Annotated in this window: 19 protein-coding genes; 7 read left to right on the top strand and 12 right to left on the bottom strand. The window is 71.5% G+C overall.

Annotated elements, in window-relative coordinates:
- Positions 1-62: 62 nt before the first annotated feature.
- Together AC06FP_RS02830 and AC06FP_RS02835 are read right to left on the bottom strand one after the other, a co-directional pair.
- Positions 63-2,432: a DUF3772 domain-containing protein gene (locus AC06FP_RS02830; protein ID WP_478074741.1), complete on the bottom strand. Its 2,370-nt coding sequence runs from the start codon at positions 2,430-2,432 to the stop codon at positions 63-65.
- Positions 2,433-2,633: 201 nt separating this feature from the next.
- Entirely contained in the window at positions 2,634-2,882 is a 249-nt protein-coding gene (locus AC06FP_RS02835; RefSeq protein ID WP_456117254.1) for a hypothetical protein, read from the bottom strand.
- Positions 2,883-3,025: 143 nt separating this feature from the next.
- On the opposite strand from AC06FP_RS02835, the gene AC06FP_RS02840 reads away from it, so the two are divergent.
- The 3 genes from AC06FP_RS02840 to AC06FP_RS02850 all read left to right on the top strand — a co-directional run bounded on the left by AC06FP_RS02840 (position 3,026) and on the right by AC06FP_RS02850 (position 5,289).
- A complete protein-coding gene (locus AC06FP_RS02840; protein WP_478074409.1) occupies positions 3,026-3,517 on the top strand; it encodes a lipocalin family protein in 492 nt (163 codons plus the stop codon).
- A 25-nt stretch (positions 3,518-3,542) separates the two neighbouring features.
- Positions 3,543-4,754 (top strand): NAD(P)/FAD-dependent oxidoreductase, encoded by a 1,212-nt coding sequence (locus tag AC06FP_RS02845; protein WP_478074410.1) that lies wholly within the window; start codon positions 3,543-3,545, stop codon positions 4,752-4,754.
- 97 nt (positions 4,755-4,851) lie between these two features.
- Complete coding sequence (locus tag AC06FP_RS02850; protein ID WP_456117257.1) at positions 4,852-5,289, top strand: hypothetical protein; 438 nt, start codon at positions 4,852-4,854, stop codon at positions 5,287-5,289.
- A 16-nt stretch (positions 5,290-5,305) separates the two neighbouring features.
- Here the strand turns inward: AC06FP_RS02850 and AC06FP_RS02855 are convergent, their stop codons facing one another.
- Both AC06FP_RS02855 and AC06FP_RS02860 read right to left on the bottom strand, forming a co-directional pair.
- Positions 5,306-5,629, bottom strand: a complete 324-nt coding sequence (locus AC06FP_RS02855) for a DUF6122 family protein (protein ID WP_478074411.1) — start codon at positions 5,627-5,629, stop codon at positions 5,306-5,308.
- A 5-nt stretch (positions 5,630-5,634) separates the two neighbouring features.
- Positions 5,635-6,681 (bottom strand): NAD(P)-dependent alcohol dehydrogenase, encoded by a 1,047-nt coding sequence (locus AC06FP_RS02860; RefSeq protein WP_478074412.1) that lies wholly within the window; start codon positions 6,679-6,681, stop codon positions 5,635-5,637.
- 108 nt (positions 6,682-6,789) lie between these two features.
- On the opposite strand from AC06FP_RS02860, the gene AC06FP_RS02865 reads away from it, so the two are divergent.
- Positions 6,790-7,260 (top strand): YehS family protein, encoded by a 471-nt coding sequence (locus AC06FP_RS02865; RefSeq protein WP_478074413.1) that lies wholly within the window; start codon positions 6,790-6,792, stop codon positions 7,258-7,260.
- Between the two features lie 282 nt (positions 7,261-7,542).
- Here the strand turns inward: AC06FP_RS02865 and AC06FP_RS02870 are convergent, their stop codons facing one another.
- The 3 genes from AC06FP_RS02870 to AC06FP_RS02880 all read right to left on the bottom strand — a co-directional run bounded on the left by AC06FP_RS02870 (position 7,543) and on the right by AC06FP_RS02880 (position 11,240).
- Positions 7,543-8,118 carry an OmpO family porin gene (locus AC06FP_RS02870; protein WP_478074414.1) on the bottom strand — a complete coding sequence of 192 codons (576 nt, stop codon included), beginning with the start codon at positions 8,116-8,118 and terminating at the stop codon, positions 7,543-7,545.
- Positions 8,119-8,258: 140 nt separating this feature from the next.
- Positions 8,259-8,729 carry a Cu(I)-responsive transcriptional regulator gene (gene cueR, locus AC06FP_RS02875; protein ID WP_478074415.1) on the bottom strand — a complete coding sequence of 157 codons (471 nt, stop codon included), beginning with the start codon at positions 8,727-8,729 and terminating at the stop codon, positions 8,259-8,261.
- Positions 8,730-8,822: 93 nt separating this feature from the next.
- Entirely contained in the window at positions 8,823-11,240 is a 2,418-nt protein-coding gene (locus tag AC06FP_RS02880) for a heavy metal translocating P-type ATPase (RefSeq protein ID WP_478074742.1), read from the bottom strand.
- Between the two features lie 316 nt (positions 11,241-11,556).
- Here AC06FP_RS02880 and AC06FP_RS02885 point away from each other — a divergent pair, with 316 nt between their 5' ends.
- A complete protein-coding gene (locus AC06FP_RS02885; RefSeq protein ID WP_478074416.1) occupies positions 11,557-11,754 on the top strand; it encodes a heavy-metal-associated domain-containing protein in 198 nt (65 codons plus the stop codon).
- 90 nt (positions 11,755-11,844) lie between these two features.
- On the opposite strand, the gene AC06FP_RS02890 is transcribed toward AC06FP_RS02885, so the two are convergent.
- Positions 11,845-12,270 (bottom strand): hypothetical protein, encoded by a 426-nt coding sequence (locus AC06FP_RS02890; protein WP_478074417.1) that lies wholly within the window; start codon positions 12,268-12,270, stop codon positions 11,845-11,847.
- A gap of 147 nt (positions 12,271-12,417) precedes the next feature.
- On the opposite strand from AC06FP_RS02890, the gene AC06FP_RS02895 reads away from it, so the two are divergent.
- Positions 12,418-12,807, top strand: coding sequence for a DUF6165 family protein (locus AC06FP_RS02895; RefSeq protein ID WP_456117265.1), 390 nt, complete (start codon positions 12,418-12,420; stop codon positions 12,805-12,807).
- A gap of 72 nt (positions 12,808-12,879) precedes the next feature.
- Here AC06FP_RS02895 and AC06FP_RS02900 read toward each other — a convergent pair whose 3' ends face one another.
- Complete coding sequence (locus tag AC06FP_RS02900; RefSeq protein ID WP_456117266.1) at positions 12,880-13,236, bottom strand: hypothetical protein; 357 nt, start codon at positions 13,234-13,236, stop codon at positions 12,880-12,882.
- A gap of 29 nt (positions 13,237-13,265) precedes the next feature.
- On the opposite strand from AC06FP_RS02900, the gene AC06FP_RS02905 reads away from it, so the two are divergent.
- On the top strand, positions 13,266-15,635 hold the full coding sequence (locus AC06FP_RS02905; protein ID WP_478074418.1) for a membrane-bound PQQ-dependent dehydrogenase, glucose/quinate/shikimate family: 2,370 nt from the start codon (positions 13,266-13,268) through the stop codon (positions 15,633-15,635).
- A 214-nt stretch (positions 15,636-15,849) separates the two neighbouring features.
- On the opposite strand, the gene bioD is transcribed toward AC06FP_RS02905, so the two are convergent.
- Genes bioD through AC06FP_RS02920 form a run of 3 tightly spaced genes read right to left on the bottom strand, consistent with a single transcriptional unit; the run spans position 15,850 to position 18,371 of the window.
- Positions 15,850-16,500 (bottom strand): dethiobiotin synthase, encoded by a 651-nt coding sequence (gene bioD / locus AC06FP_RS02910; protein WP_478074419.1) that lies wholly within the window; start codon positions 16,498-16,500, stop codon positions 15,850-15,852.
- Positions 16,497-17,789, bottom strand: a complete 1,293-nt coding sequence (gene bioA, locus AC06FP_RS02915) for an adenosylmethionine--8-amino-7-oxononanoate transaminase (RefSeq protein WP_478074420.1) — start codon at positions 17,787-17,789, stop codon at positions 16,497-16,499. Before bioA ends, bioD begins: the two co-directional genes overlap by 4 nt.
- 45 nt (positions 17,790-17,834) lie before the next feature.
- Complete coding sequence (locus AC06FP_RS02920) at positions 17,835-18,371, bottom strand: DinB family protein (RefSeq protein WP_478074421.1); 537 nt, start codon at positions 18,369-18,371, stop codon at positions 17,835-17,837.
- Positions 18,372-18,392: the final 21 nt, after the last annotated feature.

The raw sequence follows: 18,392 nt of genomic DNA on the forward strand, positions 1-18,392 counted from the left end.
CCGGACAGGCCACAGAGCGTTCGCGGCTGAAGCCGCTCCTACGACGACGACGTGCCGGGGACCTACGTCGCCGATCCAGGCGCCTGCGGGTCGCCGCGCACCAGGCGCACGTCGGTAGGCGTCGCCAGCGCGATGCCCTGCTCGGCGGTCGCGCGCAGCAGTTCGAACAGCAGCTCCGAGCGCGCGCCATACACGGCGCGCGGACTGGACACGTAGGCGAAGCAGTTCAGCGCCACCAGCCCGCCGCCGATCGAATCGATGAACACCGACGGCGCCGGTTCGGCCAGCACCTTCTCGTTGCCGGCGAAGATGTCCAGCAGCAGTTGTCGCACCCGGCCCACGTCGGTACCCAGCGGCACCGAGAACTGGATCTGGATGCGCCCCAGCGTGTTGGCCATCGTCATGTTGCGGATGGTCTTGGTGATCAGTTCGGAGTTGGGCACGATAAGCGTGGACTTGTCGCCCACCTGGATCTCGGTGGAGCGCACCGAAATGCGGCGGATGTCGCCCTCCTCGTCGCCGATCTTCACCCAGTCGCCGATCTTCACCGGGCGCTCGGCGAGCAGGATCAGGCCGGAGACGAAGTTCTGGGTGATCGCCTGCAGGCCGAAGCCGATGCCTACCGACAGCGCGCTGGCCAGCAGCGCCAGCTTCTCGAAACCGATGCCCAGCGTGGCCAGCGACCACAGCACCGCCAGCGCGATGCCCAGGTAGCGGGCGACGGTGCTGATCGAATTGCGCGCACCGCTGTCCAAGCCAGTCCGCGGCAGCCAGGTATCCACCAGCCATTGCTGCAGCAGCTTCATCAGCCCCAGGCCGAGCAGCAGCACCAGCACCGCCCACAGCAGCGCCGACGGGCGCAGCGTCTGCCCGCCGATTTTCAGCCCCGCGTTCAGGGTGTCCGCCCAGGCCGACAGCGCCGCGGCATTGCCGAACCACGCCGCCACCGCGGCCACGCCCAGCAGCACCACGCCGATCCGCAGCACCGCCGACAGCAGCACGCCGGCCTGTTCCAGCCGCGCCGGCTGCACGCCGGTGGACAGGCGCAGGGTGCGGCCGAAGACGCTGTCCGGCGCGAACAGCCACAGCGACAGGTCGTCGGCGAAACGGGTCAACAGCGTGACGGCCATGCCCACGACGGTCACCCACACCATCTGCTGGGCGACGAACATGGCGAAGTTGAGGTAGCCCAGCAGGGTCGCCAGCAGCGCCGCCAGCACGGTGAGGTGGCCCGCCAGGCGCGCCAGCACCAGCCAGCCGCTGCGCGCCGCGCGTGGCGGCTGGCCGTCGGCCGCCGCACCGGCCTGCTGTTCGGCCAGCGCGGCCTCGGCGGCGCGGCGCCGGTGCAGCCGCGCCAGCGTCACCAGCGCGCCCATGATCAGCGCCACGTAGGCCAGCGCGACCAGACCGTCGAGCGTGACCGTGCTCACCGCCGAGGTGCGCGCCGAGCGGTTGATCTCGCGCAGCAGCGCGGCCAGCCAAGTGACGCCGGCCGCGCCCCAGGCGAACCGGCGCAGGTGCAGCGCGGCCACGTCGTCGATGCCCAGCAGGCGCCACGACGGCCGGTGCGGCACCAGCAGGCTGGCCGCCAGCGCCGCGTAGAAGGCGGCGACGAAGCTGGCCATGACGAAGATGTCGGCCACCGATTCCAGCCGCGGCGGAATCGCCGCTATCCCGCGCAGGCTGGCGACCACGACCATCGCCGCGAAACCCGGCAGCAGGGTGCCGACCAGCAGCAGCCACACCGCCAGGCCCGAGCGGCGCAGGCGCCCGGCCGGCGCGTGCCCGGACGCGGCGTAGCGGCGGCCGAGGTGGCGCAGCCACAGCCGCAGCGGGAACACCATCAGCAGCGCCAGCGCCGCGCCCAGCAGCGGCGAGGTCCAGCCATGCGCGGCCACGGCCGTCTTCAGTCCGCCGGCGGCCTGACGGTACAGCCCCTGCAGGCGCACCAGATCGTCGGGCAGGCTGGCGGCGAACTGCCGCCACAGCGCCGGCGACAGCGGCGAGCCGACCTTGCGCCCGAGCTGCTCGCCGAACTGCTGCGCGCGTGTTTTCTCGATCGATTCGCTCAGCTGCCGCGCGTCCTCGGCCAGCAGCCTGCCGCGCTTGATGTCCGCGTCGAGCTGGCTGCGCTGCTGGTCCAGCGCGCTGCGCTGGCGGCCGATGCTGCGCTCCTCGGTGGCGCCGTCGTCCAGCGGCCCGAGCTGGGCGATGCGCGCGTCGATCTGCTCCAGCTGCGGCGTCAGCGCGGCCACCGCCGCGTCGGCATCGCGTTTGGCCTGCAGTGCCTGCTCGGCGAGCGTCCTCAGCGTCTCGGGTGCATCGGCGTCGTCCAGCGAGCGGCGCACCGCCTGCAGCGCGCGCTCGGCCTGGCCGATGCGCGCCTGCGGCGACGCTGCCTCCGCCACGGTGTCGGCAGCCGCGGCCGCCATGGGCGGTACGCCGCTGCCGACCAGCAGGAACACCAGCAACAAGGCGCGCAGCAGCGGGAAACGAGGGCGGGAGGACAAGGCAGCGGATCCGCGGACATGCGCGGACCACCGCGCGTGTGCGGACTATAAGTCAGCCGGCGTCCATGCTCCGCCAACGCCGCGGACGATGCCCTCGCCCGCCGCCACGCGCCGCGGCCGCGTTCAGTACTTCAGGCCGAGCTCGGCCACATGCGGCCGGTGCGCCTCGTACAGGTCCTGGAACTCTTCCTCGGTGAACTCGTCCGGTGCGTACACCGCCACCGGGTCCCATTGCCGGTCGGTCGGCAGCGGCTGCCGCGGCCCGGCGCGCAGCGAATAGCTTTCGCCCTCGTAATCGACCAGGTCCGGCACCTGCTCCCAGCGTTCGCGCGCATAGCGCTCCGGGTCCTTGAGAAGGATCACGGCGTACATCGGCGTCTCCCGTATTCGGTGCCGCAAGCCTAGCGCAGGCGCGTTGCCGAGGGCAGCGCGACGCCGCGCGCGGGGCGCCTGGGCACGCCGCATTCACCGCCGCTGGCCTATAGCTCCATGGGCTTTCCCCTGCCGGAGTCCCCATGAACCATCCGCCCCTGCCCACCGTCGCCGCCCTCGACCTGCCGCGCTACCTCGGCACCTGGTACGAGATCGACCGCCTGCCGATGCGCCACGAGCCGGAAGACGCCACCGACGTCAGCGCGCACTACACGCTCGAGGACGACGGCGCCATCCGCGTGCGCAACCGCTGCCTGCGCGACGGCGAACTGGAAGAAGCCATCGGCCAGGCCAGGCCGGTCGATGCTTCCAACAGCCGCCTGGAAGTGAGTTTCCTGCCCGAAGGGCTGCGCTGGATTCCCTTCACCAAGGGCGACTACTGGGTGATCCTGGTCGACAGCGGCTATACCAGCGCGCTGGTCGGCAGCCCGGACCGCAAATACCTGTGGCTGCTGTCGCGCGAACCGCACATGGACGAGACCACCCGCCAGCACTACATCGGCTACGCGCGCCAGCAGGGCTTCGACGTGGATCGCCTGATCCACACCCCGCACACCGGCCACCCGACCGCCTGAGCGGCACCAGGCACGGAGCCGTCACATGGACCTGAAGAGCGGCTATCCCTTCTGGGCGATCAGGAACGGCCTGATGCGCGCCTATCCGCCGTTGCGGCAGGCGCTGCGCTGCGACGTCCTGGTGATCGGCGGCGGCATCACCGGCGCGCTGATCGCCGACGAACTGGCCACGCACGGGCACGAGGTGGCGGTGGTGGAGCAGCGCGACATCGGCTGGGGCTCCAGCGCGGCCAGCACCGCCCTGCTGCAGTACGAGATCGACACGCACATGACCGAGCTGGCCGCGCGCTACGGCGAGGACGCCGCGGTGCTGGCCTACCGCGCCTGCGCCGAGGCGATCCCGCAGCTGCAGGCGCTGGCCGCGGAACTGCGCGGCGTCGACTTCCGCCGTGGCGACAGCCTCTACTACGCCAGCCGCGGGCGCCACCGCGACGACCTGCGCGCCGAGTACGCACTGCGCAGGAAGCACGGTTTCGGCGTGCACTGGCTGGAGCCGGACGACATCGACGCCGCCTACGGCTTCCTTGCGCCGGCGGCCATCCTCAGCGACCTGGCCGCCAGCGTGGACCCGTACCGCATGGCGCACCGCCTGCTGGCGCGGCTGCAGCGGCGCGGCGCGCAGGTGTTCGACCGCACTACCGTCACCGGCCTGCGCCCGACCTCGCGCGGCGTGGTGGCGACCACCGCCGAGGGCGTGGAGATACGCTGCGGCCACGTGGTGCTGGCCGCCGGCTACGCGAACGAACGCTGGCTCGACCAGCGCGTGGCCCGCAACCGCAGCAGCTATGCCTTCGTCACCGACCCGCTGCCGGCCGAGGCGCTTGGGCCGTTGCGCCGGACCATGCTGTGGGAATCGGCCCGCCCCTACCTGTACCTGCGCAGCACCGCCGACCTGCGCCTGCTGGTGGGCGGCGAGGATGACGCCGTCGACATACCGGCGCGCCGCGACGCGCGCGTGGAGCGCAAGGCGCACGGCCTGGTCGTCAAGGTACGGCGGCTGTTCCCGCACCTGGCAGTGGCGCCGGCCTTCGCCTGGGCCGGCACCTTCGCCGAAACCCGCGATGGCCTGCCGTTCTTCGGCGCCCATCCGCAGTGGGGGCCGCGGGTGCTGTTCGCCATGGCCTACGGCGGCAACGGCATCACCTATTCGATGATCGGCGCCGGCCTGCTGCGCGCGGCCATCGAACGGCGGCGGCACCGGCTGGTACGGCTGTTCGGTTTCGCGCGCCTGGGCTGAGCGCGCCGGCCACGACAGCCCCGGTTCACCGCCGCCGCGCTAGCGTCGGCGTGTCCCACCTGCCACGATGACGGCCCCAGCCAGGAGCGCCAGCGCGATGAACCGGTTCCTCATGATCCTTGCCTGCCTGCTGGCGCCGACCCTGGCGGTGGCGCAGCCGGCCGGCAGCGCGCCGGGTTCGCTGGACCTGAGCGTGCCGCAGGCGCCGATGCGCTATCTCAACGATCCGTCCTACCAGGCCGATGCCCCCGGCACCTATTACGGCGACCACAGCGGCCCGGCGCCGCGCAAGGACGCCACGGCCGCGACGGTGCTCGACGACAAGCTGCAGGTGCATGGCACGCTCAGCACCGGCATCGGCTATTCCAAGGCCTTCGGCAACAGCCACTGGAGTTCGGCCGACATCAATCTCGGCAAGAACTACAACACCGACGAGGGCAAGACCCGGCGCGTGGACCTGAACATCCACGTCAGCCAGGGCAAGGGCGCCGGCCCGTTCGGCTACGGCCCCGGCCCGTGGTACGGCGGCTGGTGAGCCGGCGCGGCGGGAGTCAACCGCCGCAGCGCATCCACACGCAGTCGATGGCGTCCAGCGCCAGGTGCAGCAGCAGGCCGATGCCGAACAGGCGCGTGCGCCGCGGCAGCAGCAGGCCGGCGTAGACCGCGGCCGCCGGCGCGGTGTGCAGCGGGTGGAAGCCGATGCTGCAGCGGTCCGGCGCATAGACTGGATCGGCCAGCAGGTGGTCCAGGTCGATCACCCAGCCCAGCAGCATCAGCAGCCAGGCGCGGCCGAACCGCGGCCGCCAGAACAGCCACGCAAGCAGCGCCGGCACCGCCGCGTGCAGGCACAGATGCACGATCGCGCGCAGTCCCATGCCGCTCAGGCGTCGGCCAGCGAGGCCATGTCGATGACGAAGCGGTACTTCACGTCCGAACGCTCCATGCGCGCGAAGGCCTCGTCGATGCGCTGGATCGGGATCGACTCGCACTCCGGGTAGACGCCGTGCGCGGCGCAGAACTCCAGCAGCTCGCGGGTCTGCGCGATGCCGCCGATCAGCGAGCCGGACACCTGCCGGCGCCCGCGCATCAGCGCCGCGGCGTTGACCGGCATCTGCTCCAGCGCGCCGACCACGACGATGCGGCCCTCCACGTCGAGCAGGCGCACGTAGGGGTCCAGCTCGTGCGCCACCGGCACCGTGTCGATGATCAGGTCCATCGACGAGGCCGCCGCCTTCATCGCCTCGGCGTCGCGCGACAGCAGCACCCGGTGCGCGCCGAGCGCGCGCGCGTCGTCGGCCTTGGCCGCGCTGCCGGTCACCAGGGTGACCTCGCAGCCCAGCGCCACGCCGAGCTTGACCGCCATGTGTCCCAGCCCGCCCAGGCCGACCACGCCCAGCCGCGTGCCGGGGCCGGCGCCGTAATGGCGCAGCGGCGACCAGGTGGTGATGCCGGCGCACAGCAGCGGCGCGGCGCGCGCCAGGTCCAGCCGCGGCGAAAGCCCGATGGCGAATTCCTCGCGCACCACGATCATGCGCGAGTAGCCGCCCTGGGTCGTCTCGCCGCTGATGCGGTCGCGGCCGTTGTAGGTCATGGTCGGGCCCTGCCGGCAGAACTGTTCCTCGCCGTGCGCGCACTGGTCGCACTGCCGGCAGCTGTCGACCATGCAGCCCACGCCGACCGCGTCGCCCACCTTCAGCCGCGCGACCGCGCTGCCCACCGCGCGGACCCGGCCGATGATCTCGTGGCCCGGCACCATCGGGTAGCGTGAGCCGCCCCAGTCGTTGCGGACCTGGTGCAGGTCCGAATGGCAGACGCCGCAGTACAGGATGTCGATGGCCACGTCGTCCGGGCGCAGCGCACGGCGCTCGATGGCCAAGGGTTGCAGCGGCGCGCCGGCAGAAAGCGCGGCGTAGGCGGGGGTGTGCATGGCATGTCCCGGGGATGGATCGCAGCGGATTGTACCGGCCGTCTCCGGCGGCGGCGTTACACTGTGCGCCCTGCCGGGCCGTCGCGCCGCGGCCGTTCCGGAGTGGTGATGATCAACAACGACGTACTGCGCAGCATCCGCTACATGCTCGACCTGGGCGACAGGCACGTGGTGGACCTGATCCACCTGGCCGACCCCGCGTTCGACGTGGACCAGGCGCAGGTGCACGATTTCCTGCGCCGCGACGACGAGCCGCTGTTCCAGGCCTGCCCGGACGCCGCGCTGGCGCGTTTCCTCGACGGCCTGATCCACCACTTCCGCGGCCGCGACGATTCGCAGCCGCAGCGGGCGCCGGAAACGCGCATCACCAACAACCTGGTGCTGAAGAAGCTGCGCGTGGCCTTCCAGCTCAAGGACGTGGACATGCACGCGATCTTCGCCGCGGCCGGCTTCCCGCTGTCCAAGCCGGAGCTGTCGGCGCTGTTCCGCCAGCCGGACCACAAGAACTACCGCGCCTGCGGCGACCAGCTGCTGCGCAACTTCCTCAAGGGCCTGACCGCGCGCCTGCGCGGCGCGTAAAGCAACCGCACCAACCGGCGCATCGCCACGTAATCCGATCGGCTGAACGCCGATGTGCCTCACCCTTCCGCAGGAACGACTCTGGGTGGCCTCGGGCCATCAGTCGCGATCGGGGCTTTCCCGGCAAGGCCCCCATCGCGACTGAAGTCGCTCCTACGGCGCGATGGCTTGGCGCCATGCGCGACCAACGAAGCACCTCATGCGGGGCGAGCCCCGCCTCTACGGATGCAAGAAAAAGCCCGGCATCGCCGGGCTTTTCCTGTTACGCCATGCGCGGGCTGCTTACCAGCTGAAGCGCGGGCCGACCGACCATTCCTTGTTGCCGTGGCGGTCCATCTTGATGTCGCCGTTGATGCCCCAGTTCTGGTTCAACTTCACCTGGCCGCCCAGGCGGCCGTAGAACGCGCCGTCCGGGTTGACGCCGTGCTTCTTGGTGTAGTCCTGGTAGCCGGCGAAGGCATACACCTCGGCGTGCTCGCCGAACGCGTTGCGCAGGCCCACTTCGGCGTTGTAGCCGTCGAAGTCCAGGTTGCTGTGGTGCGGGTCGAACTTCTGGTAGCCCACGCGCGCGACCAGGTCGGTGCTCGTCGCGATGGCGCGGTTATAGCCGGCGCCGATGCGCCACTGGTCGAACTTGGCGTCGGTGTGGTCGACCTTCTGCTGGGTGAAGTCGCCGAACACGTGGAAGTTCGGGTGGAAGGCCCAGGAGCCCTTCAGCGCCCAGCCGTCGGCGTCGGGACCGGACACGTCGGTCTTGACGTAGTCGCCTTCGACATAGTTGTAGGAAAGGTTGTCGGCAGCGGAAGCGGCGAACGGGAGGGCGGCCGCCAGGGCCAGGGCAATCAGGGAAGTCTTCATGGGGGTACACCTTCAGGAATTACTGTCTGGTGGCGCGGCAGGCTCGTCGGCTGCCTGCGTCCGGATGTAATTTTTCCGTTATGCACCTCAATCCTTCCTGAAGTCGCCGCCCTTCCTGGACGGCGTTTTTAGGCTTGTATTCAGCCGTTTTCTGGCACGCGCGCGTTCCGGCGCGGTTTTCCTTTCGCCGGCCCACTGCCGCCGGCCTGCCGGTGCAGCGGCGCGCCGGTGGCGATGTCGCTGAGGATCGGGCAGTCGGGCCGCTCGTCGCCGGCGCAGCAGTCGGCCAGCGCGCGGACCGTGCTCACCATGTCCTGCAGTTCGGCGATGCGCTGCTGCAGTACCGCCACGTGCTCCAGCGCCATGCGCTTGACGTCGGCGCTGTGGCGCGAGCGGTCGCGCCACAGCTGCAGCAGTTCGCCGATGCGCTCCACGCTGAAGCCCATGTCGCGCGAGCGCTTGATGAAGCCCAGGGTGTGGATGTCGCGCGGGCCGTAGACGCGATATCCGGCCTGGGTGCGCGCCACCGGGCCGATCAGGCCGCTGTCCTCGTAGTAGCGGATCATCTTGGCCGAGATGCCGGTGGCCCTGGCCGCCTGACCGATGTTCATGGCGTCTTCCATCGCTTTCTCCTCGCAGCGGCGGGGCCTGCCCGCCGGAACGTTGCCGAACGCCCCGATTGTCCCGCCGGGCGGGCCCGGCGGCTACGGGTTGGCCGGTGCGAAGCGCCGCAGCCGCAGCGCATTGCCCAGCACGAACACCGAGGACAGCGCCATCGCCCCGGCGGCGAACACCGGCGACAGCAGCACGCCCCACAGCGGATACAGCACGCCGGCCGCCACCGGGATCAGCGCGGTGTTGTAGGCGAACGCCCAGAACAGGTTCTGGCCGATGTTGCGCATCGTCGCCTGGCTCAGCGCGATGGCGTTGGGCACGCCCTGCAGGCTGCCGGACATCAGCACCACGTCGGCGGCCTCGATCGCCACGTCGGTGCCGGTGCCGATCGCCAGGCCGACGTCGGCCGCGGCCAGCGCCGGCGCGTCGTTGATGCCGTCGCCCACATAGGCCAGGCGGCCGTAGCCGGCCTTCAGCCGCTTCACCGCGTCGACCTTGCCCTCCGGCAGCACTTCGGCCACGACCTCGTCGATGCCCAGCTGGCGCGCGATGGCCTCGGCGGTGCGGCGGTTGTCGCCGGTGATCATCGCCACCTTCAGCCCCAACGCGTGCAGGTGGGCGATGGCCGCGGCGGTATCGGCCTTGATCGGATCGGACACGGCGATGACCGCGGCCAGCCGGCCGTCGATGGCGGCATACAGCGGCGTCTTGCCGTCCCCGCCGAGCCGCGCGGCGACGTCGGCGAACGGCGCCACGTCCACGCCGAGCGCGTGCATGAAGCGGTCCGCGCCCACCTCCACGCGCGCGCCGTCCACCTGCGCGCGCACGCCGTGGCCGGTAACCGATTCGAAGCCCTGCACCGGCGGCAGCGCCAGGCCTTCGGCCTGCGCGGCGCCCACGATCGCGCGCGCGATCGGATGCTCGGAGCGGTCTTCCACCGCCGCCACCTGCGCGAGCACGCGCCCGCGGTCGAAGCCGTCGGCCACGTGCAGGTCGGTCAGCAGCGGCCGGCCTTCGGTGAGCGTGCCGGTCTTGTCCACCGCCACCACCGCCGCTTCCTTCAGCAGCTGCAGCGCCTCGCCCTTGCGGAACAGCACGCCCAGCTCGGCGCCGCGGCCGGTGCCGACCATGATCGAGGTCGGCGTCGCCAGGCCCATCGCGCACGGGCAGGCGATGATCAGCACGGCCACCGCGTTGACCAGGGCGAAGGTCAGCGCCGGCGACGGGCCGAACCACCACCACGCGGCGAAGGTCAGCAGCGCCAGGCCCATCACCACCGGCACGAACCACATCGTGATGCGGTCCACCAGCCCCTGGATCGGCAGCTTGGCGCCCTGCGCCTGTTCCACCAGGCGGATGATCTGCGCCAGCACGGTGTCGCCGCCGACGGCGGTGGCGCGCACGCCGAGCGTGCCGGTCTGGTTGACGGTACCGCCGACCACGCGCGCGCCGGCCGCCTTGGCCACCGGCACCGGCTCGCCGGTGATCATCGATTCGTCCACGTAACTGTCGCCGTCCACCACCTCGCCGTCGACGGCGATGCGCTCGCCGGGGCGCACGTCGATCACGTCGCCGGCCGCCACCTGCGCCAGCGGCACTTCCACCGCGCCGCCGTCGCGGCGCACGCGCGCGGTCCTGGCCTGCAGCTTGAGCAGGCGCTTGATCGCTTCGGAAGTGCGGCCCTTGGCGCGCGCCTCGAGCATGCGCCCGAGCAGGATCAGGGTGACGATGACCGCTGCCGCTTCGTAGTACACGTTGACCGTGCCGGCCGGCAGCAGCCGCGGCAGGAAGGTCGCCACCAGCGAGAAACCGTAGGCGGCCAGCGTGCCGACCGCCACCAGCGAGTTCATGTCCGGCGCGGCGCGCAGCAGCGCGGGAATGCCGGCGCGGTAGAAGCGGCGGCCGGGGATCGCCAGCACCAGCGTGGTCAGCACGAACTGCAGCAGCCAGCTGTTGTGCGTGCCCAGCGTGCGGGCGATGGCGTGGTGGAAGGCCGGCACCAGGTGCGCGCCCATTTCCAGCACGAACACCGGCAGGGTCAGCGCCGCGGCCAGCAGCAGGTCGCGCCGGAGCCCGCGCAGCTCTTCCTCGCGGCGCTGCGCTTCGCGGTCCTCGTCCACGGCCGCTTCCAGCACGCGCGCCTCGTAGCCGGCCCCGGCGACCGCGGCGAGCAGCGCGGCCGTGTCCAGCGCGGCTTCGCCCTGCACGTGCGCGCGGCCGGTGGCGAGGTTGACGCTGGCCGAGCGCACGCCGGGCACCTTGGCCAGCGCGCGCTCGACGCGGCCCACGCACGAGGCGCAGGTCATGCCGTCGATGGCCAGTTCCAGCGGCGCCGGCGCGGGCACTTCGTAACCGGCCTTCTCCACCGCCCGCACCAGCGCCTGCCGGTCCACGCCGTCGCCGCGCACCGTGGCGCGGCCGGTGGCCAGGTTCACCGCGGCGCTGGCCACGCCGGGCACGGCGGCCAGCGCGCGTTCCACCCGGCCCACGCACGAGGCGCAGGTCATGCCCACGACCGCGAGATCCTGCGTCTGTCCGCCGTCGCGGGCGGGATTCTGGCTGTTCTGGCGCATCGCCGGCTCACCTGGGTTGTCCATGATGGCGGCATCTTGAAGCTTCCCATCATGGGAAGGTCAACAGGCCAGGAACCAGACGACAGGAACCAGAAACCTAGTGAGAGCGCATGGCCCCGGCATGCCCTTCCATGTTCCTGGCCCTTGGCCTCTGACCTCCGACCTCTGGCCTCTGGCCCCTGGCCTCCGGCTCCTTGACCTTGCCACCATGGCAAGCCCCAGACTGCCCTCCCCTCAAGGAGAAACCGCCATGAACCTGCATATCGACACCATGACCTGCGGTGGCTGCGCGCGCAGCGTCACCGCCGCCATCAAGGACGTGGACCCGGCCGCCACGGTCGAGATCGACCTGCCCGCCAGGCGCGTGCGCATCGAATCGGCGCAGCCGGCCGCGCGCTTCACCCGGGCACTGGACGAAGCCGGCTTCCCGGCGCGGCAGGACCCGTAGCGGCGGGGCCGGCCGCGCATGAAGCGTTCCCGGTGAGGCCCCAGCGCGGCAAGCCGCGCCTCTACCCGGCCGGCACCGGGCCGATCCGGGCTATGGCAGGCGCTTCCACACCTCGCGCTCGACGCGGCGCCCGCCCTCCCAGCGCTCCAGCGTCCATACATCGCCTTCCAGCGTGTAGCGGAATTCATAGCGGCCGCCGTTTTCCAGCGGATAGGACGCCATCAGCGGCGTCTCCACATAGCGCGAACCATCGCCCTCGTAGGTGCCCGAACCGCCGGCCCAGAATGCGCCGTTGCTCGTGGTGGTGAAGGCGAAGCGGCCGTCGGCCAGCACCTTGGTGCCGGCCAGGCCGCGGCTGGCGTAGTCCACGCGCGCGCCGTCGCCATCGACGGACTCGCCCGCCTGCAGTTGCCAGGCGCCCTGCAGGCGCGCCAGATCGGCGGCGCCGGCGGCAAAGGTGGAACCGGCGCACAGCAGCGTGGCGGCAAGCAGGCGCAGGGTCGAGCGCATCGGCATGGAGCTCTCCTGTGTGCGGGAAGCGGCATTGTGCGCGGCCATGGCGCGGCGCCACCAGCACCGGTTCATCGGCAACTTTCCCCCGAGCCGGAGGCCCTCGCGGCAGGGACGGTATCATGGCCGCCACTCTTCCCCGGCGACACGCGCGTGCAGACCATCCTTACCCCGGTATCGATCGGCGAACTGATCGACAAGATCACCATCCTCGAAATCAAGGCCGAGCGCATCGCCGATGCGGCCAAGCTGGACAACGTGCGCACCGAGCTGGATGGGCTGTGGCCGCTGTGGCTGCAGCAGCAGGCCGCGCGCCCGGAACTGGCCGCGCTCAAGCAGCAGCTCAAGGCGATCAACGAGCGCATGTGGGACATCCAGGACCAGCTGCGCGCGAAGGAAACCGCGCAGGATTTCGGCGATGGCTTCATCGCCCTGGCGCGCGGCGTCTACGGCACCAACGGCGAGCGCGTGGCGGTCAAGAACGAGATCAACCGCGTCGCCGGCTCGGCGCTGGTCGAGGAAAAGCAGTACCAGGGCGAATAGGCCGCCCGGCCGCGCGCAATGAAAAGGCCAGGTCGATGACCTGGCCCGCGGGGTTGCATGCGTGGAGGTGGTTCAGCGCAGGGTGGCCGCGGCGTCGCGCGCGTGTTCGGCCGGTACCGGTGCGGTCTTGATCGACAGGCACATCGGGCACACGCTTTCCAGCACCTTGATCGCGGGTTGGTACACCGTATTGCACTTCATGCACTGGACCATTCCAGTCGTGATGGCTTCCATAAGCCCTCTCTTGATCGTTGTCCGATCCTGCAATATCGCGGCGGCGACCCGCTTTTTCAAGACGCGCATCCCTTGCGCCGCCCTCCGGGCGGCTTCGCCCTGAGGACGGCTGTCCTGCGGTTTTTTCAGGCCGTGGCGGCACGCACTGCAGGAAAACGGCGCATGACGCGGCGCAGACATGGCCGCGCTCACCATGGGCGCACCTTCGTGCCAGGGGCGGCGTCATGCGCGTGATCACACTGTGCCTGTTCCTGCTGTTCGGCCTGGCGCTGGCCGTCGGCGGTGGCTGGCTGCTGGCGCTGCGCGGCAGCGCGTTCTACCTGCTCAGCGGACTGGCGCTGCTGGCGGTGGCCTGGGGCCTGTGGCGCCACCGCCGCTGGGCGAGCTGGCTGTATGCGGCGTGGCTGCTGGTGCTGCTGGCCTGGTCGCTGTGGGAGGCCGGGCTGTACTGGTGGCCGCTGGCGACGCGGCTGGGCGTGCCGGTGCTGCTCGGCCTGCTGCTGGCCCTGCCGGCGGCGCGCCGCTCCGGGCCGCATGGCTACACCGGCCCGGCCGGCTGGCCGGTGCTGGGCGCGGCGCTGCTGCTGGCGGCGGTGGCGCTGGCCGGCATCCCGCGCCACCTGCACGAAATCCACGGCACCCTGCCGATGGCCGCCGTCGCTGCGGCGCCGCGGCTGGGCGACGACGCGCCGCCGCCCGGAGAATGGCGCGCTTATGGCCGCAGCGATTACGGCCAGCGCTATTCGCCGCTGGCGCAGATCACCCCGGCCAATGTCGGCCGCCTGCAGCTGGCGTGGCAGATGCGCACCGGCGACGTGCGCCTGCCGCAGGACGTGGGCGAGACCACCTACGAGGCCACGCCGCTGAAGATCGGCGACACGCTGTACCTGTGCACGCCGCACAGCTGGGCGCTGGCGCTGGACGCGGATACCGGCAAGGAACGCTGGCGCTTCGACCCGGGCGCGGGCATGGAACCGCAGCGCCAGCACCAGACCTGCCGCGGGCTGTCCTGGTTCGCCACGCCGGCCAGCGAAGACGCCGCCACCACGAACGGTGGCGCCTGCGCGACGCGGGTCTTCCTGGCCAGCGCCGACGCCAGGCTGCACGCGCTGGACGCGGCCACCGGCCGCCACTGCGAGGACTTCGGCGAGCACGGGGTGATCGACCTGACCCACAACATGCCGTTCCGGCAGGCCGGCTACTACTACTCGACCTCGCCGCCACTGGTGGCCGCCGGCAAGGTGATCGTGGCCGGCGCGGTCAACGACAACTACGCGGTGGATTCGCCGTCCGGCGTGATCCGCGCCTACGACGCGCGCAGCGGCAGGCTGCTGTGGAACTGGGATTCGGGCAATCCCACCCGCACCGCGCCGCTGGACCCGGCCGATCCGTCGCAGGTCTATACCGCCAGCTCGCCGAACAGCTGGGCGGTGGCCAGCGCCGACGAGGCGCTGGGGCTGGCCTACTTCGCGATGGGCAACCGCACCCCGGACCAGCTCGGCATGTACCGCAGCCCGGCCGAGGAGAAATACGCGTCCTCGGTGGTCGCGCTGGACCTGGCCAGCGGCCAGCTGCGCTGGGTGCGCCAGTTCGTGCACCACGACCTGTGGGACATGGACACGCCGGCGCAGCCGTCGCTGCTGGACCTGGACCTGCCGCAGGGGCGCACGCCGGCGCTGGTGGTGCCGACCAAGCAGGGCGACGTGTACGTGCTGGACCGCCGCGACGGCCGCCCGCTGCTGCCGGTTGCCGAGCGCCCGGCGCCGCAGGGCACGGACATCCCCGGCCAGCGCGTGGCCGCGCGCCAGCCGTATTCGGCGCTGAGCTTCGAGCCGCCGCCGCTGCGCGAGGCCGACATGTGGGGCGCCAGCCTGGTCGACCAGATGCTGTGCCGCATCCAGTTCCGCCGCCTGCGCTACGAGGGCCGCTACACCCCACCGTCGTTGCGCGGCTCGCTGGTCTACCCCGGCAACTTCGGCACCTTCAACTGGGGCGGCGTGGCTGTGGACCCGCAGCGGCAGGTGATGTTCGGCATGCCGACCTACCTGGCCTTCGTCTCCACCCTGGTGCCCAAGGCACAGCTGCAGGAGGGGCAGGCCATGAACACCGGCGAGCACGGCCTCAACGAGAACCAGGGCGCCGACTACGCGGTGGAGCTCAAGCCCTTCCTGTCGCCGCTGGGCGTGCCCTGCCAGGTGCCGCCGTGGGGCACCATCGCCGCCGCCGACCTGCGCACCGGCACGATCGCCTACCAGTACCGCAACGGCAGCATCCGCGATCTTTCGCCGGTGCCGGTGCCGATCCGCCTGGGCGTGCCCGGCATCGGCGGCCCGCTGCTGACCGCCGGCGGCGTCGCCTTCCTGGCCGCGGCGGTGGACGACAACTTCCGCGCCTACGACCTGGCCACCGGCAAGGTGCTGTGGAATGTGCGCATTCCCGCCGGCGGCCAGGCCACGCCGATGACCTACCTGGACAGCCAGGGCCGGCAGATGGTGCTGCTGGTGGCCGGCGGCCACGGCTCGATCGGCACGCGGGCGGGCGACCATGTGCTCGCCTACCGGCTGGAGAACGGGAACGGAGGCAGGAACGAGTGAGGCGGCGGCGCGGCGCCGTCGCGCTCCCGCCGCGCGACGCGGTCGGCGAGTAACCTGCCTGGCGACGCACACGCGGTGCGATGCGCGACGCGGACAAGCCGGCCGGCCAGCATGACAGCGCCGTCGAGGATGCCGGGTCCGCCCGGCATGGGCTTGCGCATGGATGGCGGCGGGAGCGTGCGGGGCAGGCCCCGCACCTGCGGGGGGCAGACGCTCAGTCCAGCGCCAGTACCGGCACGTCGTACCAGCGCGCCTGCGGGAAACGGGCCTGCATGCATTGGCGCAGGTAGCGGCGGCTTTCGGCGGCGATGACCTCGTCGCTGCCGTCGTCGCGGCGGTTCCAGGCGATGCCGTGCAGCGCGATGCCGCGCGCGGCGATGGCCTCCAGCGACAGCAGGGTGTGGTTGATGCTGCCCAGGCGGCCGGACGTGACCAGGATCACCGGCCAGCCCTGCCGCGCCACGTAATCGAGAGTCAGCAGCTGCTCGGTCAGCGGCACCATCAGCCCGCCGGCGCCTTCCACCAGCACCGTGCGGTAGCGCGCGCGCAGGCGCGCGGTGGCCGCGGCGATGGCGTCCAGGTCCAGCGCGCGGCCTTCCAGCCGCGCCGCCAGGTGCGGCGAGGCCGGGTAAGCGTACAGCGCCGGCATGGTGCTGCCGTCGCGGTCCTCGTCGAACAGGCCGCAGCCCATCAGCCGCCGGTGCAGCAGGATGTCGTCCGACGCGCCGGCGCGGCCGGTCTGCACCAGCTTCTGGGTGATCACCTCGTGGCCCTGTTCGAGCCACTGCCGCGCCAGCCAGCCGGTCGCCACGGTCTTGCCGATTTCGGTGTCGATGCCACCGACGAAAATCACCTCGCCGCTCATGCGCGCATGTCCTCCGCCTGCAGCCCTGCCACCAGCGCGACCATGCCGTCGCACAGCTGGCGCAGCTGCGCGTCGTCGATCACGTACGGCGGCATCACGTACACCAGCCGCCCGAACGGGCGGATCCAGATACCCTGTTCCAACATGCGCCGCTGGATGCGCTCCAGCCGCAGCGGCGCGGTCAGCTCGATCACGCCGATGGCGCCGAGCACGCGCACGTCGGCCACCCGGGGCAGCGCGCGCGCCGGCGCCAGCCGCTCGCGCAGCAGGCCTTCGATGCGCTGTACCCTGCCCTGCCAGTCCTGCGCCAGCAGCAGCTGCGTGGACGCCAGCGCCACCGCGCAGGCCAGCGGGTTGGCCATGAAGGTCGGGCCGTGCATGAACACGCCGGCCTCGCCGGCGGCGATGGTGTCGGCGATGTCGCGGCGGGTAATCGTCGCGGCCAGGGTCAGGTAGCCGCCGGTCAGCGCCTTGCCGATGCACAGGATGTCCGGCGCGATGCCGGCATGCTCGCAGGCGAACAACCGGCCGCTGCGGCCGAAGCCGGTGGCGATCTCGTCGCAGATCAGCAGCACGTCGTGTTCGCGGCACAGCCGCGCCAGTTCGCGCAGGTACTGCGGGTGGTAGAAGCGCATGCCGCCGGCGCCCTGCACCACCGGTTCGATGATGAAGGCGGCCAGCTCGTCGCCATGCTCGGCGAACAGGCGTTCCAGCGGCGCGCTGTCGGCCGCGTCCCACGTGCCGTCGAACGGCGTGGCCGGCGCCGGCACGAACCGGCGCGACGGCAGCGCGGCGCCGAACAGGCCGTGCATGCCGGTCACCGGGTCGCAGACCGACATCGCGTTCCAGGTGTCGCCGTGGTAGCCCGAGCGCGTGGTGGCGATGTTGTGCCGGCCCGGCCGGCCGCGCGCGGCCTGGTACTGGATCGCCATCTTCAGCGCCACTTCCACCGACACCGAACCGGAGTCGGCGTAGAAGATCGCATCCAGCGGCGGCGGCACCATCGCCAGCAGCTGCTTGCCCAGGGCGATGGCCGGCTCGTGGGTGAGCCCGCCGAACATCACGTGCGACATGCGTCCGAGCTGGTCGATGGCGGCCTGGTTCAGCCGCGGATGGTTGTAGCCGTGGATCGCGCACCACCACGACGCCATGCCGTCGATCAGCCGGGTGCCGTCGGCCAGTTCCAGCAGCACGCCCTCGGCGCGCGCCACCTTCAACGCCGGCAGCGCATGGCCCAGCGCGCTGTAGGGATGCCAGAGGTGCTCCCTGTCGAATGGATCGGTCAGCATGTACGTGTGTCGTGCCACCGGCGCGGCGGCGTGCGGGCGCGTACCTTACCGCTTCGCCTGCGGGCCCGCATCCCGGCCCGCACCGGGCAGCGCGCCTTCGCGCCGCTGCGGCTGGGTTTCATGCAGGAACACCGTCCAGGTGTCGGCCGGATGCGGCACCCGTGCCAGGTCCAGCGCGTGGCCGATGGCGCCGCGGTGCCAGGTGGAATGGTTGAGAACGTGGAACAGGATCTCGCGCCGCGTCATGCAGCCCTCGCGGCCATCGGCGAAGCGGAACCGCAGCGCGTCGTCCCACTGCGCGGGCGCCAGCGCGGCGACGTACGACGCATACCATGCATCCGATGCTTCCAGCCGCGCCGCCAATGCGTCGAGCGCCGGCACTTCGGCGGTATTGGTAGTCGCGTGGGGGGCGGCGTCACCGAGCAGGCGCGCGCGGAACAGTTCCTCCACGATCACGATGTGGTTGAGCTGCTGCCGCGCGAAGGCCACGCTGGCCGGGAAGGCCCGCGCATCCACCGCGCGTATCGCCTCCAGCGTGCGCCGCATCGCCCAGCGCCTGTAGGCAAAGGCTTCGTCGAACATGCGCTGCCCCGCGACGGAAGC

Source organism: Stenotrophomonas sp. Steno-Z2, from assembly GCF_056393235.1.